The following is a 26,867-nucleotide window of genomic DNA, read 5'->3' on the forward strand; positions in this document are numbered from 1 at the left end:
TGCCGCCGCCCGCCAGATGAGGGCGATGACTGGCATGCTTCACTTTCTGGAGAACGCCCCCGTGATTTCAACTTTACACATCGCCAGGCTCAAAGCATGGGGTGCCCATGGATTCACTGCTACCGGCGTGGTCACTGCCTTCCTCGCAACGCTTGCCCTGCTGGATAACCAGCCGACCAGTTGCCTGCTGTGGCTGGGCGTGGCCCTGATTGTCGACGGATTGGACGGTGCGCTGGCGCGCAAGGTCAACGTGCAGTCGGTGTTGCCGAGCTTCGACGGCTCGATTCTCGATCTGGTGATCGACTATCTGACCTACGTGTTCATTCCGGCACTGTTCATCTATCGCTACATTCCGCTGCCGGACTACACGCTGCTGCTGACCGTGTCGCTGATCCTGGTGTCGTCGCTGTTCTGCTTCTGCAACGTCAACATGAAAAGCAAAGACAACTACTTCCAGGGCTTTCCCGCCGCGTGGAACGTGGTCGCCCTGTGCCTGTACATCATCGCGCCTTCGCCCTGGATCACCTTCCTCACGGTGATTGGCCTAGCCCTGTTGACACTGACCCGGATGAAATTCCTGCATCCATTCCGGGTGCGGCGCTTCATGCCGATCAACATTGCCGTGACTGCAATCTGGTTGCTGTGCAGTTTGTCACTGGTCATCAATCATCCGGTGATCAACCCGTTGGTGATGGGCCTGTGGCTGCTGATGTCGGCGTATTTTCTGGGGATCTGCTTCTGGCGCACGGCGCTGGAGTGGTTCGACGGATCGCGGCTCAAATAACCCATGCCGGTCCATATCGTTCGACTTGGCTCACCTCGCCGCCCCGGCGAAGGCCTGCGCCTGGGCACTGTGCGCCGCCCGCCCCGGGGTGTGCCAAAAGCCGAGTTTGCCAGCCGGGATTTCTACGATGTATGGCAGCCATTGCTGTCACCCAGCCAGGCGCTGGTGCACCAAGCCCAGACCGCCGAAGATGAAAAAGCCTGGCAAGCCTTCAAGCGCAAGTTCAAAGCCGAAATGAACCAGCCTGCTGCCAGCCAGTTGCTAGATCTGCTGGCGGCGCTTTCTCATCACACTTCACTGGCCGTTGGCTGCTATTGCGAGGAAGAAGCGCATTGTCATCGGTCGGTGTTGCGCGAGTTGCTGGCGATGCGCGGCGCTGAGGTTATTTAGATTGGGTGGGGTTCAGGTTGTGCGAGGGGCAATGCTGCGATGACTGCATTGCGGGCATATCCGTTGTTGCCGCGACGGATATGCCTGCGCAAGATCAATGAGAGTTCAACGACACCGACATGAACTGGCTAATGCGCGAACGCAGCCAGCGCTCCGCCGGATCATTGTCATGCACTCCGCTCCAGGCCATCGACAACTGGGCGGCCTCGATCTCGAACGGCGGGTCTTCTGCCCGCAAGCCGCAACCTTCGACCAGCGCGCAGGCTGCATAATCCGGCACGGTGGCTATCATCTCGGTGCCCGCCAGCAATGCCCGCAACCCGCTGAACTGCGGAACCCCGAGCACCACCTTGCGGCACCGTCCGATTTTGGCCAGATCCAGATCGATATTGCCGCTCAGGTCACCGGAAAACGACACCATTGCATGCGGCCGCGCGCAGTACTCGTCAAGCGTCAAAGGACCAGGCCGGTCGTCTCCGCGCAGCACTTTGCAAGGAATATCACGCAACTTCTTGCGCTTGGCATTGGCCGGCAGTTCGGTGGTGTAACTGACTCCGACGGAAATCTCCCCGGACGCCAGCAACGCCGGCATCAGCAGGTAATTGGCTCGCCGCACCACCACGACAATGCCCGGCGCCTCTGCCTGCAACTGACGCAACAACGGTGGAAACAATCCGAACTCGGCATCGTCCGACAGCCCGATGCGAAACACATCGCAACTGGTTGCCGGATCGAATTCCTTGGCCCGGCTGACCGCTCCGGAAATCACGTCCATCGCCGGTTGCAGCTCCTTGAGAATCACCAGCGCCCGCGCGGTGGGCTCCATGGCGCGACCGTTGCGCAACAGCAATGGATCGTCGAACAGATCGCGCAACCGGCCAAGGGCAGCACTCACCGCGGGTTGGCCCATGAACAGCTTTTCTGCAACGCGGGTCAGGTTCTTTTCGAACATCAGCGCTTCGAAAATCACCAACAGGTTCATGTCGACGCGGCGCAGATCGTTTCGGTTCATAGACACGGGTTCCTTGTGAGTTCAGTCAGGCGCAAGTGTGACGATTGTGTCTGACTTTACTCAAGACTTCCCACTGCACAGAAGGAATTAACAACGATTAACTCGCAAGCCAGAGCCCTGGGATCAAAGAATGAAGCCTACCGACACGGACATTGTTCATGGCTCACTTGCAGCAAAACGCCGCCCGCGCGACAGCCACTGAAGCGCCAAAGAAAAACGCCGGTGGCCTCAGCCCTCAACGCCAACAGTTGGTCAGACAACTGATCCTCGAACGCCTCGATGAACCCCTCGAGGTGACCGAACTGGCCCAGGCCTGTGGATTGTCACGCAGTCATTTTTCCCGCGCCTTCAAATCCAGCATCGGTTACTCGCCCCAGGACTGGATTCGCCAGCAACGCATCGCCCGCGCCAAGCGGTTGATTCAACACACTGACCTGAGCCTCACGCAAATCAGCCTGGAATGCGGATTCTGCGACCAGGCGCATTTCTGTCACATGTTTACCCGCAGCGAAGGGATCAATCCCTTTGCCTGGCGGTGTCGGGTCATGCGCGGTCATGCCGCCCAGCGGTAACGCCCCGACATTCACCTGAAATTCTCGTGCAGTCAGACGACCACACGTTGCGCAGATTGAAAAATCTGGGAACATGCTCGCAAACCGCGAACTAGACGGATGCAGGCAGGAGTGAGTCGTTGAGTTTTTCCCACGAGCGGGCTGTGCATTTCGGCCCCTACAGAATCTATCCCGCGCAGCGTCTGGTGATGGAGGCTGACCAGCCCCTGCGCCTGGGTCGACGGGCCATGGACATTCTGCTGATCCTGTTGAAGCACGCGGGAAACGTGGTCAGCAAGCAGCAACTGATCGCCGATGTCTGGCCCAACAGCGTGGTTGAAGACATCAACCTGCGCGTGCACATGGCGGCCCTGCGCAAAGCCCTCGGCGACGGTCAGGCCGGACAGCGCTACATCGTTACCGTGGCCCAACGCGGGTACAGTTTTGTCGCGCCCTACTCGCTGGAACAGGCCGAGCTGCATCCGGCCAACCCTGCCACGCCATCGAACGGCCATAACCTGCCTTTGCGTCGCACCCGCCTGATAGGCCGCCAGGCGTTGGTCGACAGTCTGGTGGCGCATCTGCCGCGGCAACGCTTCATCACGCTGGTGGGCCCCGGTGGCATCGGCAAGACCACCGTGGCCCTGCGCGTCGCCGAACAATTGATCGGCCATTACTGCGATGGCATTCGTTTGCTCGACCTGGCTCCCATCAACGATCCGCGGTTGATTGCCGGGCATCTGGCGGCACTGCTCGACCTGTCCCTGCACGACAACGAACCCTTGAGCGGTCTCGCGAACTTCCTGCGCGAGCGGCAAATGTTGCTGGTGATCGACAACTGCGAACACCTGACCGACAGCGTGGCGCTGCTCTGTGAAAGCCTGCTGCGCGGCGCACCACGGGTACATATTCTGACGACCAGCCGCGAGAGCCTGCGGGCCGAGGGCGAATACGTGCAGCGCCTGGAGTCGCTGGACTGCCCTCCTGCCGTCGCCAAGCCGGACCGCGCCCAGGCGCTGACCTTTTCTGCGTTGCAGCTGTTCGTCGAACGCGCCATGGCCAGCCATGACAGCTTCGAACTGAGCGATGCCGAGTTGCCGCTGGTGATCGACATCTGCCGGCGCCTCGACGGTATTCCATTGGCCCTGGAACTGGCGGCAGCACAGGTCGCCAGCCTCGGCCTCGACGGTTTGCTGACGCAACTGCAAGACAGTTTTCGCCTGCTGACCCACAGCAGCCAGGCGACGCTGGCCCGGCACCAGACGCTGCACGCGACGCTGGACTGGAGCTTCCAGTTGCTCAACACCTGCGAACAAACCTGCCTGCGCCGATTGGGTGTGTTCCGAGGTGGTTTTACCCTGGCATCGGCCGCAGCGGTGATCGTCGGCGAACAGATCGAACCACGCGAAGTGTTTGCCTCGATCACGCAACTGGTGGCCAAGTCTCTGCTGAGTGTGGACGTCGGCGACGAGGAGGTGTTCTACCGCCTGCTCGACACCACACGCCGCTACGCCCTGGAAAAACTCGAACAGGCCGGCGAGCTGCCTGCAACCCGGGAACGCCACGCAGTACGCTGCCTGGCCTTGATGCAACAGGCGCAGACTGATTGGGAGCGCGTTCCGACAGCCGTGTGGATCGAGCGCTATGCCCGTGGCCTGGAAGACATCCGCGCAGCGCTCGATTGGGGCCTGAATGCGCGTGGCCCCGCGGCGCTGGCGATCCGCTTGACCGCCGCCTCCACCCCCCTATGGCAGGAACTGTCGCTGCTCAAGGAACACGGCGGCTACGTGCGCAAGGCCCTGGCCTTGCTCGACGCCGCAGCCGAGCCCTGTCTGGCGCTGAAAATGTCGCTGAAACTGGCCCTCGGCAGCGCCTGCTATCACGCCCAGGGTGGCAGTGCAGAAACCATTGGCGCATTCGTCACCGCCCGCACCCTGGCCAGACAGTGCAATGACGTGGTGGGAGAGTTGCGCGCCGTTTCCGGTCATCTGGCGGTCAATCTCAGTTGTGGCAACTATCAAATGGCGCTGCAACAGAGTCAGCAATTCGATCGACTGGGACTGGACGGCGATCCGCTGCTGTCGCTGAGTACGCATCGCTTGCGTGTCCTGGCCCTGCACTTCGCCGGGGACCAGCAACGGGCGCGAATGAATGCTGAGCAAGTGCTCCAGCGTATGGCCCACAGCGGCCATCTCAACCGTTTCACCCATGGCTTTGGCGTGCAATACGACCAGAGTGTCGCCGCCCTGACTATCCTGGCACGCATCCTCTGGTTGCAGGGGCAACCGGAACAGGCCTGGCGCACGGCGCGGCAGGCCTTGGACATTGCGTTGCAGATCAACCACGGCACCTCGATCTGCTACACCCTCGCCCTCTCCGGCTGCCTGATCGCCCATTACAACGGCAATACCCGCGCCGCCGGCGAGTTACTGCGCCTGCTACTGGAGCAAGCGCAGAAGCATTCGGTGCAGCTGTTCTACACCTGGGCGCAACACTATGCGCAGGTGATCGTCAGCGCAGAGGCGGCGCCGTCACCCCGGGCAGCAACCGGCCTGATCAAGGAAATCATGGTCACGCTGGACACCGCGTTGGTCGATGACGAGTTGCTGCAACGCGCCGACACAGGTGCCGCAGGCTGGAGCACGGCGGAAATCTTGCGAGCCCGCGCCGATGCGTTGCTTGCCGCCGATTGCCCGGTGAAAAACTGCAGCGCCGAAACCGTACTGATCAAGGCGATAAACGTGGCGAAATCCCAGGGTGCCCTGGCTTGGGAGCTGCGCAGCGCCAGCACGCTGGCGCGGCTTTGGCAGCGTCAGGGTCGCTACCGGCAAGCCCAGGCATTACTGACGCCGATCTACCAGCGCTTCAGCGAAGGTCATGCCACGCCGGACGTGAAGGCCGCCCGGCGCTTGCTCGACGAACTACAGGGCCATCTGCCGATTTGAGGACTGCGCGTGACTGAGGTAACCGGCATAGCGCATTTCGAATGATTGCAATGCACCGCTGTCTTCGAGTTTTTCCAGGGCATAACGGCGGGTGGTATTGAGCAAGCGGTAGCGACAAACGCCTTTGGCCTGTTCCTGCGACAACAACGATTTGAGCGCCAGATTTTCCATGACGCGTGTCAGCCTCGCCGGTTGCACACTGGCGCAGCTGACCACCCCTTTGGCCGCCTCCAGGGTAAACGCCGTTTTGAATACCGACAGACGCTGCAACACGGTCTGCTCCTGCGGGCTCAGGCGTTCGTAACTCCAGTCGAGGGCGGCCTTGAGGGTCTGGTGCCGCGGCACGGCGGTGCGACGTCCCTGGGTAAGCAGTTGAAAACAGTTGTCCAATTGCGCCTGCAATCCCACCAGTGCCAGCGCATCGATCTGCGCAGCAGCCAATTCAATCGCCAGAGGCAAGCCATCGAGCCGTCGACAGATTTCTCGCACGCGCTTGAGATCCTGCTCTCGCAGAGCAAAACCTTGCTGGCGAGCCCGGGCACGACTGACGAACAACTGCACCGCCGAATAGCCCATGAACGCATCGACACTGCGTAACGCCGATGCGGGTGGCACCGCCAGAGGCGGCAATGGCAGAAGCATTTCCCCCGTGGCTAACAACGGTTCGCGACTGGTGACCAGCAGCGACAGGCGGGGGGCCGAGCACAGCAACGCTTCGACCAGGGTCCGGCAACTGTCCTGCAAATGTTCACAGTTATCCAGGATCAACAGCGCATGCCATCGCCCCAACGTCTCCAGGGTTGTGCCGCTGCCCAGACCGAGGGTGCGGGTCAGATGATCGACCACCTGCACGGGATCGTCGATCGTCGCCATATCCACCAGCCAAACGCCGTCGCGGTAGTGTTGCAATAACAATTCGGCGGCCCGCAACGCCACGGTGGTCTTGCCGATGCCACACGGTCCGACCAGGGTCATGAGACGCCGCAGCGGCAGCTGTCGCACCAGACTGCCAACCACCGCATCGCGGCCGATGACCTGAGTCAGTCGCGCAGGCAAGTTGTGTCGGGGTGGATGCGCGGTTTCGATCGATACTGGCTGCGATGCTTGCTGCACCGAGGCGACGAAACTGTAGCCACGCTGGGGAATGGTGAGGATGTAGCAGTCACCGTTTTGCCCGTCGCGAAAGGCCCGGCGCAACGCGGCAATGTGCACCCGCAGATTGATCTCCTCGACGACCGATCGCGGCCAGACTCGAGCGATCAACGCCTCCTTGCTCACGACCGAACCTGCGTGTTCGAGCAATACCTGGAGGATTTCCAACGCCCGGCCACCCAAACGAAGCGGCTGATCGCCGTGCAGGACCAGTCGCTGATTGAGGTGGAACGCGTAGGGACCGAAGCGCAGTACCGTGTCGCCGGGTAAATCTCTATGGCTGTTCATGCTTCACCACCGGGAACCTGAGCGGCACGTGAGTCCGTCCAGGCTCCGTACCTTCCATGCAAAGAGTTCAACGCTATCTTGGCAGGCCTCGGTGACGGTACAACAGCTACGGGGGGAGCGTCACGGCCATAACGGTGCGCGCAACGGCCAACGGCGCTAGCTGAATTGTTCGCGGTACTGGGTCGGGGTCAGTCCGAGTTTTTCACCGAACAGAAAACGCATGTGCCGCACGCTGCCGAAGCCGCTCTTGAAGGCTACGGTCTTGAGCGGCAGTTCCGTGGTTTCCAGCAGGTTTCTCGCACAATCGATGCGTGCACTTTGCACAAACTCCATGGGTGTCATGTTCACTTCCCGGGCGAAAACCCTGGCGAAGTGACGCGGGCTCATGGCCGCCAGACTGGCCATGCGTTCGATGCTGAACGGCTCATCGAGGTGTTCGAGCACATGATTCTGCACCCGGGTGATCGGCGTTTCCTGGGGCGCCACGGCGGCCATCAGCGGGCTGAACTGCGCTTGCCCACCCTGGCGCTTCATCACCACCAGCAACACCTTGGCCACGTCCTGCGCAACTTTTTTGCCATGGTCACGGGCGACCACCGACAACGCCAAATCGATGCCGGCAGTGACACCACCGGAGGTGATCAGGTTACGGTCCTGGATGAAGATCTGGTCGGTTTCGACGGTGGCCGACGGGAAAGCCTTGATCAGCCGTTCGGTGTAATGCCAATGCGTGGTCACCCGATACCCGTCGAGCAACCCCGCATGCCCGAGCACGAACGCACCGGTGCAGATTGAGCCGTATCCGGCCGACCGGCCAACGTTGTGCTTGAGCCAGTCGAGCAATGGCGGATGTTTTTCGTTGTAGGCGCCGGGGCCACCGGGCACCAGCAGCAAGTCATAGCCGTCACAGGCCTGGTCGATAGACAGGTCCGTGTGCACGCTTACACCATTGGAGGCCCGCAACGCGCCGGGCTCCGTGCCAATGGTCGTCAATACGTAGTGATCGTCGGGTTTCAGATAGCGATTGGCGATGGAAAACACCTCCATCGGGCCGGCCATGTCGAGCAGCAGGAAGTCGGGAAACAGCACCATTGCCACGGTTTTCATGGGTCGAAAATCACCGGAATAAAAGAGAGGAATTCTGCCGGACACCGGCTCGCCCCTACGGGTTGCTTGTCGTGATTATGCCTTAAACATGGCGAATCGTTTGCAGGTTACTGTCAACTTGAGAGAGACAGTATTTCAATTTTCATCTACTTATTGCACTAACCAGTAACCATTAACCTTCTCCTCACTCGGACGAATCAACGTCCCCGCAGGAGATTCCATCATGCTGACCCTACGCAAAGCTTCTGATCGTGGCATGGCCAACCATGGCTGGTTGAAGTCGTTCCACACCTTTTCCTTCGCCAATTACCGTAACCCGAAAGAACAGGGGTTTTCCGACCTGCTGGTGATTAACGATGACCGCGTGGCAGCCGGAAAAGGTTTCGGCCAGCACCCGCACCGCGACATGGAAATTTTTTCCTACGTGCTCGAAGGTGCCCTGGAACACAAGGACACCCTGGGCACCGGTTCAGTGATTCGCCCCGGTGACGTGCAACTGATGAGTGCCGGCAGCGGCGTGGCCCACAGTGAATACAACCACTCGGCCACCCGTCCCGTGCATTTCCTGCAAATCTGGATCGTGCCCGACGTCAGTGGCGCCAAACCGCGCTATCAGCAAGAGCACTTCAGCGCGCAGAAAAAACGCGGTCGCCTGCAGTTGATCATCTCCCCCGACGGCGCCAAGGGTTCGTTGAAGGTGCGCCAGGATGCGCGGGTGTATGCGGCACTGATCGACGGCCAGGAAAGCGCCACTCTGGAACTGGCCGCTGACCGCTATGCCTACGTGCATGTGGCACGGGGCAGCGTCGAACTCAACGGCATGCCATTGCAGGAGGGCGACGGCGTGCGGGTTCGCAAGGAGCAAGTGCTGGCCTTGAGCAACGGCGTGGATGCTGAAGTCCTGATGTTCGATCTGCGTGCGCAAGAACTGCCTGAAATGCCATAACAGGCATCAAACTCGTAGGAGTGAGCCTGCTCGCGAAAGCGGTGGATCAGTCAACACACCTGTTGAATGTGAAGCCGCCATCGCGAGCAGGCTCACTCCTACCATTGGCTTGGGTACATCCGCAGGAGATTGGTCGGCTGTCAGGCCGCCATCGCTGGCAAGCCAGCTCCCACAGTGGATCCCGGTGTGATCGGAATTTTCGACCAATGAAGATCCCCTGTAGGAGCAAAGCTTGCTCGCGATGGCGATCTCAAGGACGCCATCGCCGGCAAGCCGTGCTCCTACAGGTGATGGAGTGCAACTGGCAGAGATTGATCGGCTGTCAGGCCGCCATCGCTGGCAAGCCAGCTTCCGGCTGTACATGCAACTGCGGCGATTGAAGATGCCCGCGATGGACGTCAACGATAACGCGCCCTGTCTGAATGAGCGCAGTATCAAGTTTTCATTCACCGGTTCCGCAAAACCCCGCGACGATCTCGTCAATCACCACCCGCACCCTGGCCGTATGCCGCAAATCGGCGTGGGTCACCAGCCAGATGTCATAGGGCACAGGCTTCGTACGTTCCGGCCACAGCCTGACCAGCCCGTCCCGTTCGCCCATGTACACGGGGACTTCGCCGATTCCGATCCCGGCAGCGATGGATCGGCGCACCAGCAAACTGGAACTCAGGCTCGAGACAATCCGCCCGCGGCCAATCGGTTCACCAACCAGTGTCACGTCCTTGTCGCCTTGCAAATAGGGCTGATAGATCACCAGATCATGCCCCTCGAACGCCGAACCCGGCTCCGGTATGCCGTGGGCGTCCACATAGTCTTGCGAAGCAAACAAACCGATCGGCCATCGGGCGAGTCGGCGGGCAATCAGATCCGGGTTTTCCGGCCGGGTATTGCGCACGGCAATGTCGGCCTCGCGCTTGGCCAGGCTGAGAATTTGCGTCGAAGCGTCCAGTTGCACCCGCACGTCGGGATGCTGTCGATGCAAACGTGCGATGGCCGGGATCAGCAAATCGATGGCCATGGAATCGGTGGTGGTGACTCGCACGGTACCGGTCAATCGATCGTCCAGGCCTTGAATGCGTCGCTCCAGCTCGTGCGCTGAATGCTCCATTTTTTCCACGGCGCGCATTGCCGCTTCGCCCAAGGCTGTCAGCGCATAGCCTTCGGATGTGCGCAGGAACAACGTCGCGCTCAAGGACTTTTCCAGTGCCGCGATTCGCCGGCCAACCGTGGCTTGATCCACGCCCAGCACCCGTGCGGCACCGCGCAACGTGGATTCGCGGCAAACCGCGAGAAATACCCGTGCGTCATCCCAGTTCATGGTTTCTCCTGGTGATGCATCTGTGCATCACTACAAAGTGTAATCGCAGCATTATTGCATCAAAGAACCTCGATATGCTGGTCGCCATGAAAACACTCAGGACAACGTTCATGGACCGTACCTCACTGACCCCCGATAAACCTGGCAGCGCGATCTGGCTGCCGATCCTTGCAGGTCTCTGCGCCAGCCTGGTGAGCATCGGCCTGGCGCGTTTCGCTTATACGCCGTTGATTCCCTCTTTGATCCAAAACCAGTGGTTTTCCGCCAGCGACGTGGTGTTCCTCGGCGCCGCCAACCTGGTGGGTTATCTGATCGGCGCCTTGCTCGGCCACCCACTGGCCAAGCGTACTTCCAACAAAACCGTTCTGCGGTTGATGATGCTCACGGTGACCCTGGCGTTTTTTGCCTGTGCCTTCCCGTTATCGGTGAGCTGGTTCTTCGCTTGGCGTTTGCTGTCCGGCGTTGCCGGTGGCGCGGTCATGGTGCTGGTGGCTACGACGGTGTTGCCCCATGTACCCGCCTCCCGCAGAGGTCTGGCCAGTGGTGCGATCTTCCTCGGCCTGGGCCTGGGGATTGCCGGCTCGGGGACCCTCGTACCGCCGCTGCTCAGTATGGGTTTGCAACAAACCTGGCTCGGCCTCGGGGTGCTGGCGCTGGTCCTGACGGCGGTCAGCTGGTTTGGCTGGCCATCTTCCACTTCCCCTGCTCCAGCGCCGGCAGCGGTCAAAACAGCGCCGACGTCGATGCCTGCGGGTGTTTACCTGCTGTTCGCCCAATACGCCCTCATGGCAGCCGGGCTCGTGCCCGCCATGGTCTTCCTGGTGGATTACGTCGCCCGGGGGCTCGGGGCCGGGCAACACGTCGGCGCAATGGTCTGGGTGATGTACGGTCTCGGCGCGATTGTCGGCCCGGTGAGTTACGGTTTTCTGGCTGATCGCCTGGGCGCCAAACGCAGCATACGCCTGGTGTTGCTGGTGCAGGCGATTGCGGTGGGCTTGCTGTCGATGTCCAGCACCTTCGTGGCTCTGGCGCTACTCGCGGTCATCATCGGCTCGTTTCCGCCAGGCATCGTGCCGCTGGCGCTGGCCCGGGTTCACGAACTGATTCCCGGCCACCATCAACAACAGATCGCCTGGAGCCGCGCCACGGTTTCGTTCGCCACTTTCCAGGCCATTTCCGGCTTCGCCTATTCGGCGCTGTTCAACGGCAGCGGTGGCAATCACCGATTGATGTTCATGGTGGCGGCCGGGGCGATTGTCGGTGCGTTGTTGTTGGAATGGGCGGCGCGTTTGCTGACCGGGCCAAAGGAACAAACCTGCGCCGCTGCAACGATCACATAAACAAAACAATCCCACCGTTATCGAACTCACTTCATTGCTCAAAGGTATTCATCATGTCGCTGCCGCAAACCATGACCCAAATCGAAATCACCACACCCGGTGGCCCTGAAGTGCTGCAACCAAACCTGGTGCCCGTCCCCGAGGCGGGCGCTGGGGAACTGTTGATCCGTGTTCATGCCGCCGGGGTCAATCGACCTGATGTGCTGCAACGCGCCGGTCAATACCCGATGAAACCGGGCATGAATCCGATCCCGGGGCTGGAGGTGGCCGGTGAAGTGGTCGGGCTTGGCGCAGGCGTCAGCGACTTCGTGGTCGGCGACAACGTCTGCGCCCTGACCAACGGCGGCGGATATGCGCAGTATTGTGTCGTCCCCGCCAGTCAGGCTCTGCCGATTCCAGCCGGCATGGATTGGCTACACGCCGCAGCCATTGCGGAAACGTTCTTCACCGTGTGGGCCAACCTGTTCGAGATGGGCGGCGCGCGCAAAGATCAACGAGTCTTGATTCATGGCGGCACCAGCGGCATCGGCACCACCGCGTTGATGCTCTGCCGTGAGTTCGGCATCGAAGCGTTTGCCACGGCGGGCAGTGCAGAAAAGTGCGCGGTGATCCGCGAACTGGGCGCCGAGGCGATCAACTATCGCGAACAGGATTTTACCCAGGTCATTGCTGAAAAAACCGCGGGGCGCGGCGTCGATGTGATTCTCGACATCATGGGCGGTTCGTACCTCAACAGTAACGTTGCGGCGCTGGCCCTCGAAGGGCGACTGGTGATGCTCGGTTTCCTCGGTGGCGCAGTAGCCAGGGAAGTCGATCTGTTGGCGATCATGGCCAAACGCGCCACAGTCACCGGCTCGTTGTTGCGTTCTCGCACCCGGGAAGAAAAAGCCGCGATTGCGCAACAGTTGCGCGAGCACGTGTGGCCGGTATTGGCGGCCGGGCGTTGCCTGCCAATGATCGATGAGGTTTATCCCCTGGCCCACGCGGCGCAGGCCCACGGGCGCATGGAGGGCGGCGATCACATCGGCAAGATTGTGTTGCGGGTGGATTGAACGGCTGTCGAAATTATTCCCGCCCTGCGTGTGCATCTGCTAAAACGCGAACTTCATGTCCGTGCGGGTTGAACAACCGATGTCCACTGCTCTTCTCACTCGTCTGCGGCGACGCTGGCTACCGCTGCTGTGCATGGCCGCGCTGGTGGTGGGCCTGCCCGTGGGTTGCGGTGCTCTGCAATATAAGGAGCGCGAGTTGCTGTTTCGCATCGAACCGGGCACGGCAGGCTGGTATCGCGGCTTGCCGCAGGACGTTCAGGAATTGGACATCAAGCCAGCAAGTTTCAAGGCCGGGCAAAACCTGCATGCCTGGTGGTGGCCGGCAGCGCGTAAAGATGCACCGGCAATTCTCTACTTGCACGGTGTGCGCTGGAACCTGACCGGACAGGCGTTCCGTATCGAGCAGTTGCGCGCCATGGGTTATTCGGTGCTGGCGATCGACTACCGCGGGTTTGGCCAGAGCAAAGGCGACCTGCCATCGGAAGCCAGTGTCTACGAAGATGCCATGGCCGCCTGGGAGCGTTTCAAGGTGATGCAACCTGACGCCGGAAAACGCTTGATCTACGGCCATTCGCTAGGCGGTGCGGTGGCCATCGACCTTGCAGCAGAGCTCGCCGCCCAGGCGAAAAACAATCATGGTTCGGTGCCGGTCCGGGGCCTGGTGATCGAGTCCACCTTCACCTCGCTTGGCGATGCCGTGGCGGAAGTCGCCGGCAACAACCTGCCGGTGAACTGGTTGCCGGTGCGCTGGTTGTTGTCGCAGAAATTCGACTCCATCGACAAGATCGTCGACATCGACATGCCACTGCTGGTGGTCCATGGCCTGGCCGATCAGTTCATGCCGTCGCGATTCAGCCAGCAACTGTTCAATGCCGCCAACCAGCCCAAGAGCCTGTTGCTGATTCCCGGCGGCACGCACAACAACAGCATGAGCCTGGGGGGCAATCAATATCGCAAGGCACTGGAAAACTTGCTGCGGGAAAAACCGCAGATGGCCGGCCCGGCGATGATTCAAGGTGCGCAGGATTCCTGAGCGCATTGACCCGATCAGCTAGCCCTGAAACCGCGCCCGATAGCGACCCGGACTTTCTCCCGTCCACTTCTTGAATGCCCGGTGAAACGCGCTGGGCTCCTGAAACCCCAACTGCTCGGCAATGTCGCTGATGCTCGCCCGGCTTTCGCGCAGCTGTTCGAACGCCACCGCCCTGCGCACTTCGTCTTTGATTTCCTGATAGGAACAACCTTCGCGCTCCAGTTTTCGGCGAAAGGTGCTGGGGCTCAGGTGTTGTTCCAGGGCAAAGGCCTGCAAGGTCGGCCATTGGCTGTAATGGCTGCTGCGCAAGCGTTGGTGCACTTGCGACGCCAGACCATGCTGATTGCGAAAACGGATCACCAGCCATTGTGGCGCGGTGCGCAGAAATACTTTCAGCGACGCCAGGTCCTGGACCACCGGTAGCCGCAGGTAGTGACTGGCGAACTCGATTTCGGTGCGCTCGGCACCGAAGGTCAGGTTGGGGCCCCAGAGCAACCGGTCATCGCTCAAGGACAAACGTTCATGGCGGAAGTCTGCGCGGTCGATAGGTATGCGCCGGCCTCCCAGCCAGCACAGCAAACTGATCATCAGCACCAGGAACGTTTCTTCGCCGAAACGATTGGCATCGGCATTCTGCGAATACGTCTCCAGACTGATTACCGCCCGTTTGCCGCGCACGGTCAGCGTGCCGCGAAAGTCGCGCAGGAACAGGGCGAAATTGGCCAGGCACTGGCGCATGGCCTTGTGCAGGTCGGGCTCCTGAATCAACGCCCGGCAAATCAGCGCAAAAGCGCCTGGCGGCATGCCATGGGAATCGAGGCCGAAGAACTCGTCGTTGAGCTCGCGGATCTGAATCAGCCACAACGCCGCAAAGGCACTGGCCGGCACTCGCGCCGATGGCTGCTGCATCACGGCCGGGTCGATGCCGGCCTGTTCCAGCACGGCACGCACCCGCTGCGAATCGTCCGCCAGCCCATGGATCATTGCCTGCACGAAGTAGGCGGCCACTGAATCCTTTTCCCGCATGTGAACGCTTCTCTCCCGATCACCCGAAATGGCAAAAAACATCAGGCCCGTTGAACAGTTTCGGCATAGGACAACCGCCCTGCCGGTTCTAGACTCGCGGCAATAGTACGCTTTGTGCCACGACGGCGGCCAAGGTATCGCAGGGTTTATCGGAAGGACGGCAACATGAATCTGCAAAACATTGGCGTGATCGGCGCCGGCACCATGGGCAACGGCATTGCGCAAGTCTGCGCCCTCGCCGGCTTCAACGTGACCCTGCTCGACATTTCCGAAAGCGCTCTGCAAAAAGCCATCGCCACCGTTGGTAAAAACCTCGATCGGCAGATCGCCAAGGACACCCTGACCACCGAGCAAAAAAACGCGGCGCTCGACAAGATCCAGACCAGCACCGACTACAGCAGCCTGCACAATGCTCAGCTGGTCATCGAAGCTGCCACCGAGAATCTCGAACTGAAATTGCGGGTGTTGCAACAGATCGCCGCACAGGTCAGCGCTGACTGCGTGATCGCTTCCAACACCTCATCGCTGTCGATCACCCAGCTCGCCGCCAGCGTCAGCCAGCCTGAGCGCTTCATCGGCCTGCACTTCTTTAACCCGGTGCCGGTGATGGGCCTGATCGAAGTCATTCGCGGCCTGCAAACCAGCGACGCCACCCACACCCTCGCGCTGGACATGGCGACGGCCCTGGGCAAAACCGCGATCACCGCCGGCAACCGCCCGGGGTTTGTGGTCAACCGGATTCTGGTGCCGATGATCAACGAAGCGATCCTGGTGTTTCAGGAGGGCCTGGCCAGCGCCGAAGACATCGACGCCGGGATGCGCCTTGGCTGCAACCAGCCCATCGGCCCGTTGGCGCTGGCCGACCTGATCGGCCTCGACACGCTGCTGGCGATCATGCAAGCGTTCTACGAAGGCTTCAACGACAGCAAATACCGTCCGGCGCCACTGCTCAAGGAAATGGTTGCCGCCGGCTACCTGGGACGCAAAACGGGGCGCGGCTTCCATGCCTATGCCTGAGCGTTGCTCGCGTTTTGCCGAATACCGGGACAAGGTGCTGGAACTGTTCGCCTGCAAGGGTTTCGGTCAGGTCGGCATGCGTGAGCTCGCGACGTGCCTGGGGCTATCCCCGGGCTCGTTGTATCACCATTACCCGAGCAAACAGCACCTGTTGCTGGACCTCATCGAAGAGTTTTACGAAGAGTTGCTGGCAACCCTGGGACGCATCCAGCAAAAGGCGCCGGCCAAGCGAGACCGGCTCAACCATGTGATTCGCGCCCACCTCAATCTGCACCGCGAGATGCCTTGGCATTTTCGCCTGGTCGAACGCGACTGCGGCTGCCTGAATGAAGACCAGCAGGCTCGGGTACGGCAATTGCGCGAGCAGTACGAACGCACCTTGCTGGTGGTGCTCGGCGCCCGTTCGCGATTCAGCGAATCGGGAAAATTGGCGGCCGGGCATGCCATCGCCTCGCTGCTCAATAGCGCACCCAGTTGGCTGACGACTCAGTCACTGGACGAGCAGGAGCACAACGAATTGCTGGAGAACCTGGTGAGCGGCGCCATTGAACGCCTGCTGGCGCCACGGCGCGCGAGCGAAGCGATAAGCATCACCCGCTCTATCGAAAAAAAATCTGACAATGTTCAGGCAGCCGCCGCGTTTTAGCGCTTTGCTGTCCCGGTCAGCCTCATCAGAATTCATCGCGCCAAACGATGTCAGATCCGATGTGCACCTTCATTGACCGGGAGCAGAATCATGAAAATCAATCCCTACCTCATTTTCAACGGCGACTGCAAAGCCGCTTTCACCTTCTATGCCTAATGCCTGCAAGGCCATATCGAAGCGATGATGACCTTCGGTGAAACGCCTGCCGCCGAGCATGTGCCAAAGGAACATCACGACCTGATCATCCACACCTGCCTGAAAGTTGGCGATCAGATGCTGATGGCGTCCGATACCACGCCCGACCGCCCGACACCGGGCATGAGCGGTTGTTCGATCTCACTGAATGTCGACAGCGTCGCCGAAGCCGAACGGGTGTTCAATGCACTGGCCGCAGGCGGCAAAGTCGAGATGCCGCTGGACAGCACTTTTTGGGCCGCCCGTTTCGGCATGTTGATCGACAAATTTGGTGTGTCGTGGATGGTCAACTGCGAAAAGGACCAGTAATCAGGCCTTCCTGTTCGAAGATGGCCCATTCGCAAACAGCCCAATCCGAAAGATTGGGCTTTCTGGCAACTCCTCGCCTGTCTGCTAACGTCAACAAAACGGTCTTCCCGATATCGAAAATGTTCGGATAAGACCGGTTCAGACGTGTCGCATAACCTTTCGTCGCAAAGCAAAACGCTGGGCGCAATACACAGCCTTGTCTGGCTTGCGGCTTGCACAGGCCGAGCGTAGCTGCCCAGGAGTGACATAATTCTGACACGGCAGCACCTCAAACTAACGCTTAAGGACTCCAGCGAAACGCTTGGTCAGTCACCGGAGATGTAACGTGTCAACTCTCAATGAAATCGCAGCGAACCACGCGAGAATGGCCAAGGCAAAAGAGTTGGAGGCGACCGGTTTGGGCGAGCGACAGCTTCAAATAGTAGGCAGTTTTGAAATCCCCTCAATGGATCATCAACAACCGGTGGTGCCGTTGCATCTTGTAGCGGGCGCTCAGGAAAACATCCCTGGCCAGGCTGTTGGGTATCTGATTTAACTCAAGCCGATTTCAATTCCGAGCACGGGGGCGCGACGCGTGCTGCTCCTGTGCTGAGTATGGAGTTGGCTTCAGACGTATTGCCTATCGATCTCAGCCGTCTGCGTATGGCGTCAAACGCCATAAAAGCTGCGATACCAGCTCACAAATTGCGCCACACCGGCTTCAACCTCCACTTGCGGAGAAAACCCGACCCAGTCTGCCAGCGCCGAAACATCAGCCCAGGTTTTGACGACATCGCCGGCCTGCATCGGGACAAAGTTGCGCTGAGCGTGTATGCCCAGTGCCGCTTCCAGGCAATCGACAAAATCCAGCAGGGCCATTGGCATGCCACGGCCTATGTTGAAAAGCCGGTTGACGCCCTCCCCCTGTTTGTCCGGCACCGGCGGCTTCGGACACAGGCGGACAATGCTTTCGACAATATCGTCTATGTAGGTGAAATCCCGAGCCATCTGGCCATGATTGTAAATATCGATCGGCTGACCCTGGAGGATCGCTTGCGTGAACTTGAACAACGCCATGTCCGGCCGGCCCCAAGGCCCGTAAACGGTAAAAAAACGCAACCCGCTGGCCTTCAGACCGTACAGATGACAATAGCTGCAGGCGAGCAACTCATTGGCGCGCTTGGTCGCGGCATACAGGGAAACCGGCTGCTCGACCGCGTCATCGACACTAAATGGCAACTTGCTGTTGGCGCCGTACACAGAACTGCTCGACGCGTAGATCAGGTGTGCGGGCCGATAGTGTCGACAGGCTTCCAGCACATTGAGAAACCCGACCAGATTCGATTGCGCATAGGCATCCGGATTGTCCAGTGAGTAGCGAACCCCCGCCTGAGCGGCCAAGTGCACAACCTCGGTGAAACCGTGCTGTTTAAATAGAGCCATCAAGGCCGACTTGTCGACAATGTCCATCTTCTGAAAACGGAAATTGCTCATCTCACTCAGTTGCTTGAGTCGGGCGAGTTTCAATTCCACGCTGTAATAGTCGTTGAGGTTGTCGATACCGACAACTTCAAGACCGTCCCGGCACAACCGTTTGGCGGTGTGATACCCGATGAAGCCTGCAGCGCCAGTCACAAGAATGGTCATGATCTCTGCCCGCGCGTTATTCCCATGGCCGTTACTTATAGCCTTGCTTCATTTCAAGGTCCAGATTCAATAACCAGCCCCACTATTGGGTAATTGCCTGCGAACCCTTCATTCAGCACACGACTATAAGCTTCAAAAAAAGTTTAATCCGTTCGGCCGAAATATAAACACGTTACAAAACAAAAACTTACGCAACACCCATTGAACTATTGGATAGAAGGCATGTTTTTTGACAAGGAACGTTTGACATGCTGTCGAGACTGGTCAATAACTACACAGGTCTGATAAACCAGAATACGAGTGCAGTTTGTACGCTTATTTCTGTTGATCGGGCGCCATCAGTTTTTTCTGTTTTTCAATGATCCTTGGTAAGGACCGTGCGGTAGCTTTGCCTATCGAAAACTGCCTGATGGTTATGCCTAACAAGCTGTCAGATATAACGCCAATCCAGTTACCTTCACTGTTACGCCGATGAAACATATTGTGATTCATTATTGAAACACACTTATGGACATCAAATAAAAACAACAACTCTGCCTGACTTGATAACTTCTCGGACTCAGTAGAGCCACTGCCTGCCTAAACTTTCGATATTGACGGAGTTTACCAGCATGCCCGCAATTAGCTCCGATCGTTCCAACTGGTACCTGTTGCAATGCAAGCCTCACCAGGACGAACGCGCCCACCTCAATCTGCTTCAACAGAATTATGCCGTTTTTCATCCCCAGCTTTTGAGGGATCGCGTCATTCGCGGCAAACAACAACGGGTTCGGGAGTCCCTCTTTCCCGGGTACCTGTTCATCCATCTTGGCGGGAACGACAACTGGTCGCCCATTCGCTCTACCCGTGGCGTCAGTCGTTTCGTCGAATTCAATCATGGTCCTGCGACGGTGCCCGAGAACGTCATCGAGCACCTGCGTGCGCGCTGCTTTGAATCATCGTTAACCCCTGATGACCCGCCCCTGACACCCGGCGACCACCTGCAAATAGTTCGCGGGCCACTGTCAACACTCGAGGGGGTTTTCATCACATCGCACGGGGCTGAGCGCGTCATGATCCTGCTTCAATTTCTGAACCGGAATCAAACGATCTGCATGCCACTCCGTGACCTCGAACGTCAGCTATCCTCGATTCACCCCAATATCTGACGGAGCCATGACATGGCCTTGAGTTCACGTTGCCCTTTTGCATTGATGATGGTCTCTCTTTACCCAGGAATGGCCTGGAGTCTCGATCCGGCACCGATCAATGTTTACGGATTCGATTTCACGCCGACCTTCCTGGTCGCAGAGAGCTATGACGATAACTTTCGAGAACTGGAAAACAACACGCAGTCCTCGATGATCACCAAGCTGGTGCCCAACTTCGAGCTCAAGGCTGAAGACCGCAACAGCGCGACACGACTGATCTGGCAGCCTGCCCGCTACATTTATCACGACGAATCGGATGCCTCTTACACCGCACAACGGCTGCGGGCGGACAGCATCATGGAGTTCACCGACAGGCACCGCCTGAAACTGGAAGCCGAATACCGCAAGTGGCAGCGCACCGAATCGACCGCGGTCGAAGGTGAAAACGACAAGTTCAACAACAAACGGGTGGGCGGTCTTTACACCTATGGCGCCAAAAGCGCGGACAACCAGATCGATTTTGGCGCCAGCTACGCCGAACTGCGTACCGACAACTCCGATGGCATCAACGAGGACAAGGAACGCAATACCACTGCACTTACGAGTACCTGGTATCACCGCATCGGCAGCAATACCCGTGGCCTGCTGGAGTATGACTACACCGATTTCGACTATCTGGAAACCAACAGCACGCGCAGCAGCCAATCCAACGCGGTATACGCCGGTGCCGTCTGGGACGTCACCGCCAAGACCACCGGTAAAGTCCGCCTCGGTTACGAGAAAAAAGACTTCGACAACAGCGAATCCAAGGACCTCGACAACCCGACGTGGCAAGTGGACCTGCAATACAAGCCACGCACCTATTCAACATTCACCTTTGTCGCCCGCCAGGCACTCGCCGAGGGCGACGATGGCGCCGATGCGGTGAAGTCGACCTTTACCCAGGTCGGTTGGCGCCATGGTTGGACGGATCGGATCACCACCCTGGCACAGGCCGGATTCGGTCGATATGTCTACGAAGGCCAAAGCCGCACGGACGATTTACAGGACTACAACCTGGCGGTGATTTATGCGATGCGCCGGTGGCTGGACATCGAGCTCGGCTATCGCTTCCGCGACAACGACTCGGATGCCGACAACGAAAGTTTTACCCGTAACGTGGTTCAGATCAGCTTCAACGTAAGCCTCTAAGAGGGTTTCGTCATGAACATACGCATAGTTGCCTTGTTGTTCGCACTGGCGGTACTACCCAATACGTATGCAGCAGACCCCGGCACCCAATACAAACTCGCCGCCGGCGATGTCTTGCGCATCATCGTCTTTGGCGAGCCGGAGCTGAGCATGAAAAAAATCCGTCTGAGCGATGCCGGCACCTTTTCCTACCCTTTCCTGGGGGAAATTTCCGCGAAGGGACTGACCCCCGGGCAAGTCGAAAAGATCATCGTCGACGGACTCAAGCAAGGCTATCTGAACGACCCGAAAGTCAGCCTGAGCCAGATCGAATATCGTCCGTTCTATATCAACGGCGAAGTGAAAAAACCCGGCAATTATCCCTTCATACCCGGGCTCACCCTGGAGAAAGCCATCGCCCTGGGCGGTGGCTTGACCGAACGGGCCTCGATCAAACGCGTGACCATCGTGCGCGGTGATGGCGGCGCCACACTCACCGATGAAGTCACCCGCAACACCACGATCGGCCCCGGCGATACCATTTCCATTGCACAAGGCTTTTTCTAATCATGGACAACAGCCCTAGCACCTACGTCGAACGTCCTCTGTCAACGCACGTACATCAACAGTACAGCGAAAACCAGGACACCATTGACCTGCTCAAAATCTGGAGGGTGATCTGGCGCGCCAAATGGAACATCGCCTGGCTCGTCCTGTTCTGCTGTGCGTTGGCCGCCATTGCTGTATCAGCCATTACCCCGCAATACATCGGCAGTACCACCTTGCTGTTCAACGATAAAACCCCGCCGCTGATGTCCTTCCAACAGGTCAAGGACTCGGGCAGCAATGCCACCGAGTATTTGCAGACACAACAAGCGCTCCTGCAATCGCGGGACCTTGCCGAACGCGCGGTGAAAAAACTCGGCCTGACCACCAACCCGGTCACTGACCCGCGCCAGCAACCGACACCCTGGTTCACCCCGCGCAAATGGCTGGCGGAGCTTGAGCTTGACCAATGGCTGCCGGGGCTGAGTACCTGGGTACCGATGAAAAAAGTGCCCAGCGAAGAAGACGTCTTTAACCAGGTCACGCAAAACCTCATGCAGCACACCAGCGTCAAGTTCGTTGGCAAAAGCCAGTTGCTGGAAATCGAGGTCGAACTGCCCGACCCGGTTCTGGCAGCAGCAGCGGCCAACGCGCTGGCCCAAGGCTTTACCGACAGCCAACTGGACACCAGCGAGAAGTCATCGCAGGCCACTACTGCCTGGATGAACACTCGACTGATCAAGCTGCGCGACAACCTGCGTGTCGCCGAGAAAAAGCTCCAGGGCTACCGCGAAGAGCAAGGGCTGGTCGATGTCGGCGGTGTCGCCACCATCAGCGCCAATGAACTGGAGATGACCGGTAATCGCATGGTCGACGCCCGTCGCAACCGTGCAGAAGCCGAGAGTGAATACCGTCAGGCGAAGGCCCTGAGCAACGGCGATCTGAGCCGTCTGTCCAGCGTGCCGGCAGTCTTGAGCAACCCGCTGGTCCAGCAATTCCAGGCGGATCGCGCCAAAGCCCAGGCCAAGGTCGATGAGTTGGCGGGACGCTACGGGCCCAAACACCCGAGCCTGATCTCCGCGCAGTCCGAATTGCGCGCGGCCACCACCAGCCTGCAATTGCAGGTGCAGCAGGTAGTCGCCGGCATCGAACGGCAATACCAGCTCGCCACGGCCAGCGAAGCCTCGCTGCGCCAGTCCTTCAACAGCAACAAGGCGCAGATCCAGGACATCGCTCGCAAAGAGTTCCAGTTGCGCGAGTTCCAGCGTGAAGTCGACAGTACCCGCGCGCTGTATGAAACCTTCGTCACCCGCTTGAAGGAGACCGCAGCCACCGCCGATATGGACTCCACCAAAGTGCGCATCGTCGACCCGGCCATTGTCCCTGTCGAAGCGAGCAAGCCTCGTAAAACGTTGATCGTGGGGATCGTCGGATTGGTTGCGACGTTGGTCGGCATGGCGCTGGCGCTGCTCATGGATAAACTGAGCAACACCTTCAAGACTGACGAGACGATTGAAAGCACGCTGAACATTCCGCTGCTCAGCGTCGTTCCGCTGGTCATGAAGAAAAGCCGTCGGCAACTGGCGCGGTTGTTCGAAGACAATGAGAACCCGCGTTTTTCCGAGACCATTCGCAACTTGCGCACCTGGCTGATGTTGCAAAGCAGCGACATGCCCTCGCAGGTGGTACTGGTCACGTCGACGGTTGCCGGTGAAGGCAAAAGCACCATTGCCAACAACCTGGCCAGCTCGCTCACTCCACTGGAGCGCGTGCTGCTGATCGATGCCGACATGCGTCAGCCCACCCTGTCGCTGAACTTTGACTTTCCGCCCGACAGTCCGGGACTGGCCAATGTAATTGCAGGCACTGCAAGGCTCGAGGATTGCATCGTTTCGGTGGGCAACCTGGACATGCTGCCGGCCGGGATGGTCATGCCGCCTTCGGTGGATCTGTTCGCCGCACCGCGGCTGCCGTCCCCTGCCGATTCGCTTAACGCGTCACGCCAGCCTCCGCCGCAGGATCTGCTCAGTTCACCGCGCATGGCGCGGATGCTGGAGGCGCTGAAGTCGCGTTACCGCCACATCATCATCGATTCACCGCCTGCGGACATGATCAGCGACGCGCTGTTGCTGGCCAAGCATTCGGACGCTGTGATCTATGTGGTCAAGGCCGACAGCACGCCGATCAGCCAAGTGCAGAAAGGCATTGCCATGTTGCAACAAAGCCATGTGCCGGTATTTGGCACTGTGCTCAATCAGGTAGACCTGCGCAAGGCGCGCAAATACGGCTACCACCATTCCAAGTCGTTTTATAACTACGACTTCGCACCCCGGTAACGCCCGGCCTGCCGGTCTGTCACTGCGCTGTTAACTGCCAACACAACACAACACAACACAACACTTCGCTTCACCTCTGCCGAGCTACGGAAAAGCCTGCGGGAGCCACGCCGTGTCCGCTCCTAAAGCGCTGACGCATTCATTTTGCCTTGAGGTCAAGCCCATGACTCCGCTCTATACCGCTCAAATGGCACACCGCCGAGGCCTGACGTTCTGGGGCCAGTGGTTTTGCGCAATGACGCTGGTGGTCGCGCTGTTAATGCTGCTCGTGTACTGGCGCGTCGGCAGCCTCACCAGCCCTTACCGCATCCTGATGATCCTGACTGTGCTCGGTTCAGTGCCGATCTACAGCATGATGCAGGTTTATCACAAGCGTCATGGCCTGGTGGTCGGGCTCGGCCGTCTACTGGCCGGCTGGCTGATCCTGCTGGCAGTGCTGGCGAGCATTGCCTTCATCACCCAGACCAGTGCGACGTACTCTCGCCAGGTCATCATGGTCTGGGCAGTGCTGGGCTTTGTGGTCCAGGCCGCGAGTTTTCTGCCGCTGCACTCTTTCGCCCGGCTGCATTCGCGGATGATCTGCAGGGAGCGTCGCTCGGTGATCATCGGCACCTGCCCGACCGCTCACGAACTGGCGAAAAAACTCTCGCGACCGAACCGCGCGCTGGTCCTGGGCTTCATCTCCGCCGCCGATGACAGTGGCCCGGCACCGAGCATTTTGCCGTTGCTGGGACATGTCGACTCGATCCGCGAAATCATCACGCGCCTGGACGTGCGTCGCGTCTACATCGTCCTGACAATGGCGCACGCAGCCACCATCGAAGCGCTGTACATCGATCTGCTGGACATGAACGTCGATGTGGTGTGGATCCCGGACTTCGGCAGCATGGTGCTGCTCAACCATTCGATCTCCGAAATAGAGCGAATGCCGGCCATCTATCTCAACGAGAGCCTGATCAGCTCGCATCCCGCCAGCCTGTTTTGCAAGGATCTGTTCGAGCGCAGCCTGGCGGCCATGGCCATTATTGTCCTTGGCCCGTTGCTGTTGGGGGTGGCGATTGCCGTCAAGTTGACCTCCCCCGGGCCCGTGCTGTTCAAGCAAAATCGCCACGGCTGCAACGGCGAAGTGATCAAAGTCTGGAAGTTTCGCTCGATGCGCCTCCACGACGACAGCGACGTGCGCCAGGCCACCCGGGACGATGATCGCGTCACCCCGCTCGGACGCTTCCTGCGTCGCAGCTCCATCGACGAATTGCCCCAGCTGTTCAACGTGCTGTTCGGTCAGATGGCCTTGGTCGGGCCGCGCCCGCACGCCGTGACCCACAACATTTACTACACCGGCAAAGTGCGCGCCTACATGGCCCGTCATCGCCTCAAGCCTGGCATTACCGGGCTGGCCCAGATCACCGGGCATCGGGGCGAAACCGAAACCGTGGAAAAGATGCAGCTGCGCGTCGCCCAGGACCTCAACTACATCAACCAATGGTCGCTGTGGCTGGACATCAAGATCCTCATCAAAACCCCCTTCACGCTGTTCTCCAAAAACATCTACTGACGCCCTGCCCCATCGTGAACCTGCGTCACGACGCCCCGAGGTTAGATCATGAATGTGAGCGTATTCGGTATTGGTTATGTGGGCCTGGTACAAGGCGCCGCGCTGGCGGAAGTCGGCCATAACGTCCTCTGCGTGGACGTCGACAGCGCCAAGGTCGACGCGCTGAAGAACGGCACGCTGCCGCTCTATGAGCCGGGTCTGAAAAGCCTGGTCCGTGATAATCACCAAAGTGGTCGGCTGCAATTCGGCACTGACCTTGCCAGTGCGGTGCACCATGGTGATGTGCTGTTGATCGCGGTCGGGACGCCGCCTGATGAAGATGGTTCAGCGGACCTCAAATACGTGCTGGACGTTGCGCAAACCATCGCGCTGAACATGGACCGCCATCACATCATCGTCGACAAATCCACCGTCCCGGTCGGCACTGGCGACCGGGTGCGCGAACGCATCGAGCAGGTGCTGGCCGACCACGATCGCAGCCATCTGACCTTCGATGTCGTCTCCAATCCCGAGTTTCTGAAGGAAGGTTGCGCGGTCGAGGACTGCATGCGCCCGGACCGCATCATCATCGGCACCGACAGCCCACACGCCGAAGCGGTCATGCGCGAACTGTACGAACCGTTCAATCGCAACCGCGAAAAGATCATCGTCATGGACATGCGCAGCGCCGAACTGACCAAGTACGCGGCCAACTGCATGCTGGCGACCAAGATCAGTTTCATGAACGAAATGGCCTGCCTTGCGGAAAAACTCGGCGCCGATATCGAGATGGTCCGGCACGGCATCGGGTCCGATCCGCGCATCGGCTATCAGTTCATCTATCCGGGCCTGGGCTATGGCGGATCGTGTTTCCCGAAGGATGTGCAGGCGCTGATACACGCCGCCACCAGCGTCGATATCGACGCCCGGGTGCTCAAGGCCGTGGAGTCTCGCAACCATGAGCAGAAAGCCAGCCTGTTCAAGAGGGTTTTCGATCATTTCGAGGGTGCCTTGCGCGGCAAGACCTTCGCCCTGTGGGGCCTGAGTTTCAAACCCAACACCGACGACATGCGCGAAGCCCCCAGCCGGGTGCTGATGGAGGCCTTGTGGCACGCCGGCGCCAGCGTCCAGGCGTTCGACCCCAAGGCCATGGAAGAGGCCCAGCGCATTTATGGCTCGCGCGATGACCTGACACTGGCGGGCACCAAGGAAGCAGCGCTGAAAAATGCCGATGCACTGATCATCGTCACCGAGTGGCAATCGTTCCGGGCACCGGACTTCGATTTACTGATCCGCCAGCTCAAGCAACCGCTGATTTTCGACGGACGCAACCTGTTCGATCCGCAGCGTTTGAGCAAGCGCGGCATTACCTACGTCTCCGTGGGCCGGCAAACCCGGCCGGTCAACTGACAGG

The 26,867-nt window shown here is 59.4% G+C and carries 23 protein-coding genes and 1 pseudogene; 18 read left to right on the forward strand and 6 right to left on the reverse strand.

The annotated features are described in order from the left end of the window. Positions 1-61 precede the first annotated feature (61 nt). Positions 62-784 (forward strand): phosphatidylcholine synthase, encoded by a 723-nt coding sequence (gene pcsA / locus D8U69_RS23805; protein ID WP_056853798.1) that lies wholly within the window; start codon positions 62-64, stop codon positions 782-784. A 3-nt stretch (positions 785-787) separates the two neighbouring features. Continuing rightward, positions 788-1,174 carry a DUF488 family protein gene (locus D8U69_RS23810; protein WP_056853788.1) on the forward strand — a complete coding sequence of 129 codons (387 nt, stop codon included), beginning with the start codon at positions 788-790 and terminating at the stop codon, positions 1,172-1,174. A 94-nt stretch (positions 1,175-1,268) separates the two neighbouring features. On the opposite strand, the gene D8U69_RS23815 is transcribed toward D8U69_RS23810, so the two are convergent. Continuing rightward, complete coding sequence (locus D8U69_RS23815; RefSeq protein ID WP_130903706.1) at positions 1,269-2,186, reverse strand: LysR family transcriptional regulator; 918 nt, start codon at positions 2,184-2,186, stop codon at positions 1,269-1,271. A gap of 158 nt (positions 2,187-2,344) precedes the next feature. Here D8U69_RS23815 and D8U69_RS23820 point away from each other — a divergent pair, with 158 nt between their 5' ends. Both D8U69_RS23820 and D8U69_RS23825 read left to right on the forward strand, forming a co-directional pair. Next, on the forward strand, positions 2,345-2,758 hold the full coding sequence (locus tag D8U69_RS23820) for an AraC family transcriptional regulator (RefSeq protein WP_130908251.1): 414 nt from the start codon (positions 2,345-2,347) through the stop codon (positions 2,756-2,758). 119 nt (positions 2,759-2,877) lie between these two features. Continuing rightward, on the forward strand, positions 2,878-5,682 hold the full coding sequence (locus tag D8U69_RS23825; protein ID WP_130908252.1) for a winged helix-turn-helix domain-containing protein: 2,805 nt from the start codon (positions 2,878-2,880) through the stop codon (positions 5,680-5,682). On the opposite strand, the gene D8U69_RS23830 is transcribed toward D8U69_RS23825, so the two are convergent. Further along, positions 5,659-7,122, reverse strand: coding sequence for a winged helix-turn-helix domain-containing protein (locus tag D8U69_RS23830; RefSeq protein WP_130908253.1), 1,464 nt, complete (start codon positions 7,120-7,122; stop codon positions 5,659-5,661). The genes D8U69_RS23825 and D8U69_RS23830 overlap by 24 nt on opposite strands. A 156-nt stretch (positions 7,123-7,278) precedes the next feature. Further along, positions 7,279-8,229 (reverse strand): GlxA family transcriptional regulator, encoded by a 951-nt coding sequence (locus tag D8U69_RS23835; RefSeq protein ID WP_130908254.1) that lies wholly within the window; start codon positions 8,227-8,229, stop codon positions 7,279-7,281. Between the two features lie 223 nt (positions 8,230-8,452). On the opposite strand from D8U69_RS23835, the gene D8U69_RS23840 reads away from it, so the two are divergent. Continuing rightward, positions 8,453-9,175: a pirin family protein gene (locus D8U69_RS23840; protein WP_130903709.1), complete on the forward strand. Its 723-nt coding sequence runs from the start codon at positions 8,453-8,455 to the stop codon at positions 9,173-9,175. 442 nt (positions 9,176-9,617) lie between these two features. On the opposite strand, the gene D8U69_RS23845 is transcribed toward D8U69_RS23840, so the two are convergent. Further along, positions 9,618-10,493 carry a LysR family transcriptional regulator gene (locus tag D8U69_RS23845; protein ID WP_130908255.1) on the reverse strand — a complete coding sequence of 292 codons (876 nt, stop codon included), beginning with the start codon at positions 10,491-10,493 and terminating at the stop codon, positions 9,618-9,620. Between the two features lie 110 nt (positions 10,494-10,603). Between D8U69_RS23845 and D8U69_RS23850 the strand changes: the two genes are divergently transcribed. The 3 genes from D8U69_RS23850 (at position 10,604) to D8U69_RS23860 (ending at position 13,918) form a co-directional block, all read left to right on the forward strand. Further along, positions 10,604-11,833 carry a YbfB/YjiJ family MFS transporter gene (locus tag D8U69_RS23850; RefSeq protein ID WP_130908256.1) on the forward strand — a complete coding sequence of 410 codons (1,230 nt, stop codon included), beginning with the start codon at positions 10,604-10,606 and terminating at the stop codon, positions 11,831-11,833. A gap of 53 nt (positions 11,834-11,886) precedes the next feature. Then, the gene (locus D8U69_RS23855) at positions 11,887-12,885 is read left to right on the forward strand and encodes an NAD(P)H-quinone oxidoreductase (protein WP_130908257.1); all 999 of its coding nucleotides are present in this window, start codon (positions 11,887-11,889) and stop codon (positions 12,883-12,885) included. Positions 12,886-12,964: 79 nt separating this feature from the next. Next, the gene (locus D8U69_RS23860) at positions 12,965-13,918 is read left to right on the forward strand and encodes an alpha/beta hydrolase (RefSeq protein ID WP_130908258.1); all 954 of its coding nucleotides are present in this window, start codon (positions 12,965-12,967) and stop codon (positions 13,916-13,918) included. Between the two features lie 18 nt (positions 13,919-13,936). Here the strand turns inward: D8U69_RS23860 and D8U69_RS23865 are convergent, their stop codons facing one another. Further along, complete coding sequence (locus D8U69_RS23865; RefSeq protein ID WP_130904936.1) at positions 13,937-14,944, reverse strand: AraC family transcriptional regulator; 1,008 nt, start codon at positions 14,942-14,944, stop codon at positions 13,937-13,939. A 165-nt stretch (positions 14,945-15,109) separates the two neighbouring features. Between D8U69_RS23865 and D8U69_RS23870 the strand changes: the two genes are divergently transcribed. The 4 genes and pseudogenes from D8U69_RS23870 (at position 15,110) to D8U69_RS23885 (ending at position 17,646) form a co-directional block, all read left to right on the forward strand. Beyond that, entirely contained in the window at positions 15,110-15,961 is an 852-nt protein-coding gene (locus tag D8U69_RS23870) for a 3-hydroxybutyryl-CoA dehydrogenase (RefSeq protein WP_056854387.1), read from the forward strand. Next, on the forward strand, positions 15,948-16,607 hold the full coding sequence (locus tag D8U69_RS23875) for a TetR/AcrR family transcriptional regulator (protein ID WP_056854388.1): 660 nt from the start codon (positions 15,948-15,950) through the stop codon (positions 16,605-16,607). Before D8U69_RS23870 ends, D8U69_RS23875 begins: the two co-directional genes overlap by 14 nt. A gap of 90 nt (positions 16,608-16,697) precedes the next feature. Continuing rightward, positions 16,698-17,111, forward strand: a pseudogene (locus D8U69_RS23880) (VOC family protein). A gap of 325 nt (positions 17,112-17,436) precedes the next feature. After that, positions 17,437-17,646, forward strand: a complete 210-nt coding sequence (locus tag D8U69_RS23885) for a hypothetical protein (RefSeq protein ID WP_056854390.1) — start codon at positions 17,437-17,439, stop codon at positions 17,644-17,646. A 113-nt stretch (positions 17,647-17,759) separates the two neighbouring features. On the opposite strand, the gene D8U69_RS23890 is transcribed toward D8U69_RS23885, so the two are convergent. Next, entirely contained in the window at positions 17,760-18,737 is a 978-nt protein-coding gene (locus tag D8U69_RS23890) for an NAD-dependent epimerase (protein WP_130908259.1), read from the reverse strand. 611 nt (positions 18,738-19,348) lie between these two features. On the opposite strand from D8U69_RS23890, the gene rfaH reads away from it, so the two are divergent. The 6 genes from rfaH to D8U69_RS23920 all read left to right on the forward strand — a co-directional run bounded on the left by rfaH (position 19,349) and on the right by D8U69_RS23920 (position 26,863). After that, complete coding sequence (rfaH, locus tag D8U69_RS23895) at positions 19,349-19,885, forward strand: transcription/translation regulatory transformer protein RfaH (RefSeq protein ID WP_130908260.1); 537 nt, start codon at positions 19,349-19,351, stop codon at positions 19,883-19,885. 12 nt (positions 19,886-19,897) lie between these two features. Next, complete coding sequence (locus D8U69_RS23900) at positions 19,898-21,058, forward strand: outer membrane beta-barrel protein (RefSeq protein ID WP_056854396.1); 1,161 nt, start codon at positions 19,898-19,900, stop codon at positions 21,056-21,058. Between the two features lie 12 nt (positions 21,059-21,070). Further along, the gene (locus D8U69_RS23905; protein WP_056854397.1) at positions 21,071-21,604 is read left to right on the forward strand and encodes a polysaccharide biosynthesis/export family protein; all 534 of its coding nucleotides are present in this window, start codon (positions 21,071-21,073) and stop codon (positions 21,602-21,604) included. 2 nt (positions 21,605-21,606) lie between these two features. Continuing rightward, on the forward strand, positions 21,607-23,919 hold the full coding sequence (locus D8U69_RS23910; RefSeq protein WP_130908261.1) for a GNVR domain-containing protein: 2,313 nt from the start codon (positions 21,607-21,609) through the stop codon (positions 23,917-23,919). A gap of 163 nt (positions 23,920-24,082) precedes the next feature. Beyond that, positions 24,083-25,474, forward strand: a complete 1,392-nt coding sequence (locus tag D8U69_RS23915) for an undecaprenyl-phosphate glucose phosphotransferase (protein WP_056854399.1) — start codon at positions 24,083-24,085, stop codon at positions 25,472-25,474. Positions 25,475-25,522: 48 nt separating this feature from the next. Then, positions 25,523-26,863, forward strand: coding sequence for a UDP-glucose/GDP-mannose dehydrogenase family protein (locus tag D8U69_RS23920; protein ID WP_130908262.1), 1,341 nt, complete (start codon positions 25,523-25,525; stop codon positions 26,861-26,863). Positions 26,864-26,867 lie beyond the last annotated feature (4 nt).

It is taken from the genome of Pseudomonas sp. Sample_16, assembly GCF_004307665.1.
In the GTDB taxonomy this organism is placed as follows: domain Bacteria; phylum Pseudomonadota; class Gammaproteobacteria; order Pseudomonadales; family Pseudomonadaceae; genus Aquipseudomonas.

Bases quoted from the DNA above. Each gene is read 5' to 3' on its own strand.
- D8U69_RS23910 (WP_130908261.1), top strand. From the start codon at position 21,607: ATGGACAACAGCCCTAGCACCTACGTCGAACGTCCTCTGTCAACGCAC.
- D8U69_RS23845 (WP_130908255.1), bottom strand. From the start codon at position 10,493: ATGAACTGGGATGACGCACGGGTATTTCTCGCGGTTTGCCGCGAATCC.
- D8U69_RS23900 (WP_056854396.1), top strand. From the start codon at position 19,898: ATGGCCTTGAGTTCACGTTGCCCTTTTGCATTGATGATGGTCTCTCTT.
- D8U69_RS23875 (WP_056854388.1), top strand. From the start codon at position 15,948: ATGCCTATGCCTGAGCGTTGCTCGCGTTTTGCCGAATACCGGGACAAG.
- D8U69_RS23905 (WP_056854397.1), top strand. From the start codon at position 21,071: ATGAACATACGCATAGTTGCCTTGTTGTTCGCACTGGCGGTACTACCC.
- D8U69_RS23860 (WP_130908258.1), top strand. From the start codon at position 12,965: ATGTCCACTGCTCTTCTCACTCGTCTGCGGCGACGCTGGCTACCGCTG.
- D8U69_RS23915 (WP_056854399.1), top strand. From the start codon at position 24,083: ATGACTCCGCTCTATACCGCTCAAATGGCACACCGCCGAGGCCTGACG.
- D8U69_RS23920 (WP_130908262.1), top strand. From the start codon at position 25,523: ATGAATGTGAGCGTATTCGGTATTGGTTATGTGGGCCTGGTACAAGGC.
- D8U69_RS23820 (WP_130908251.1), top strand. From the start codon at position 2,345: ATGGCTCACTTGCAGCAAAACGCCGCCCGCGCGACAGCCACTGAAGCG.
- D8U69_RS23855 (WP_130908257.1), top strand. From the start codon at position 11,887: ATGTCGCTGCCGCAAACCATGACCCAAATCGAAATCACCACACCCGGT.
- D8U69_RS23870 (WP_056854387.1), top strand. From the start codon at position 15,110: ATGAATCTGCAAAACATTGGCGTGATCGGCGCCGGCACCATGGGCAAC.
- D8U69_RS23815 (WP_130903706.1), bottom strand. From the start codon at position 2,186: ATGAACCGAAACGATCTGCGCCGCGTCGACATGAACCTGTTGGTGATT.
- D8U69_RS23890 (WP_130908259.1), bottom strand. From the start codon at position 18,737: ATGACCATTCTTGTGACTGGCGCTGCAGGCTTCATCGGGTATCACACC.
- D8U69_RS23835 (WP_130908254.1), bottom strand. From the start codon at position 8,229: ATGAAAACCGTGGCAATGGTGCTGTTTCCCGACTTCCTGCTGCTCGAC.
- rfaH (WP_130908260.1), top strand. From the start codon at position 19,349: ATGCCCGCAATTAGCTCCGATCGTTCCAACTGGTACCTGTTGCAATGC.
- D8U69_RS23810 (WP_056853788.1), top strand. From the start codon at position 788: ATGCCGGTCCATATCGTTCGACTTGGCTCACCTCGCCGCCCCGGCGAA.
- D8U69_RS23840 (WP_130903709.1), top strand. From the start codon at position 8,453: ATGCTGACCCTACGCAAAGCTTCTGATCGTGGCATGGCCAACCATGGC.
- D8U69_RS23830 (WP_130908253.1), bottom strand. From the start codon at position 7,122: ATGAACAGCCATAGAGATTTACCCGGCGACACGGTACTGCGCTTCGGT.
- D8U69_RS23865 (WP_130904936.1), bottom strand. From the start codon at position 14,944: ATGCGGGAAAAGGATTCAGTGGCCGCCTACTTCGTGCAGGCAATGATC.
- D8U69_RS23850 (WP_130908256.1), top strand. From the start codon at position 10,604: ATGGACCGTACCTCACTGACCCCCGATAAACCTGGCAGCGCGATCTGG.